This window comes from Pseudomonas edaphica, from assembly GCF_005863185.1.
Classification (GTDB): Bacteria; Pseudomonadota; Gammaproteobacteria; order Pseudomonadales; family Pseudomonadaceae; genus Aquipseudomonas; species Aquipseudomonas edaphica.
Window position 1 is genome coordinate 1 of the sequence record NZ_VBVZ01001099.1, and the last position, 705, is coordinate 705.

The 705-nt window shown below is 60.0% G+C and carries 1 protein-coding gene; it reads left to right on the forward strand.

What is annotated here, in order from left to right; translation table 11 throughout:
- Positions 1 to 594 (forward strand): transcriptional regulator HexR (hexR, locus tag FEM54_RS33470; RefSeq protein WP_138454389.1); only part of this gene is annotated, 594 nt, incomplete at its 5' end.
- Positions 595 to 705 lie beyond the last annotated feature (111 nt).

Below are 705 nucleotides of genomic sequence, written 5' to 3' on the forward strand. Positions count from 1 at the left end.
GATAACCCTGAGGCCTACACCCAGAAGATCTTTGGCAGCGCCATTGCCTCTCTGGACAGCGCCTGCCAGGCCCTCGACCCGGCGCTGATCAGCAAGGCCGTGGATTTGTTGATCCAGGCGCGGCAGATCCACTTCTTTGGCCTGGGCGCTTCGGCACCGGTGGCCATGGATGCGCTGCACAAGTTCTTCCGTTTCAACCTGGCCGTGACCGCCCATGCCGACGTGCTGATGCAGCGCATGATCGCGTCTGTGGCGCACACCGGCGAGCTGTTTGTGATCATTTCCTACACCGGGCGCACCCGCGAGTTGGTGGAAGTGGCGCGTATCGCCCGGGAAAACGGTGCGTCGGTACTGGGCGTGACTGCCGAGAACTCGCCCTTGGCCAAGGCCAGTACGGTGAGCTTGAACATTCCATTGCCGGAAGACACTGACATCTACATGCCGATGACATCGCGGATCATTCAGTTAACGGTGCTGGACGTGCTGGCAACCGGCATGACCTTGCGCCGTGGGGTGGATTTCCAGCCGCATCTGCGCAAGATCAAAGAGAGCTTGAATGACAGCCGGTATCCGGTGGGGGATGAGTTTAACTAGCAGCAATCTCCACCAGCAGTACCGACCCTATCGCAGGCAAGCCAGCTCCCACAGTGGACCGAGCTGCCCATTTGGAATGCATTCCCCTGTGGTAGCTGGCTTGCCTGCGAT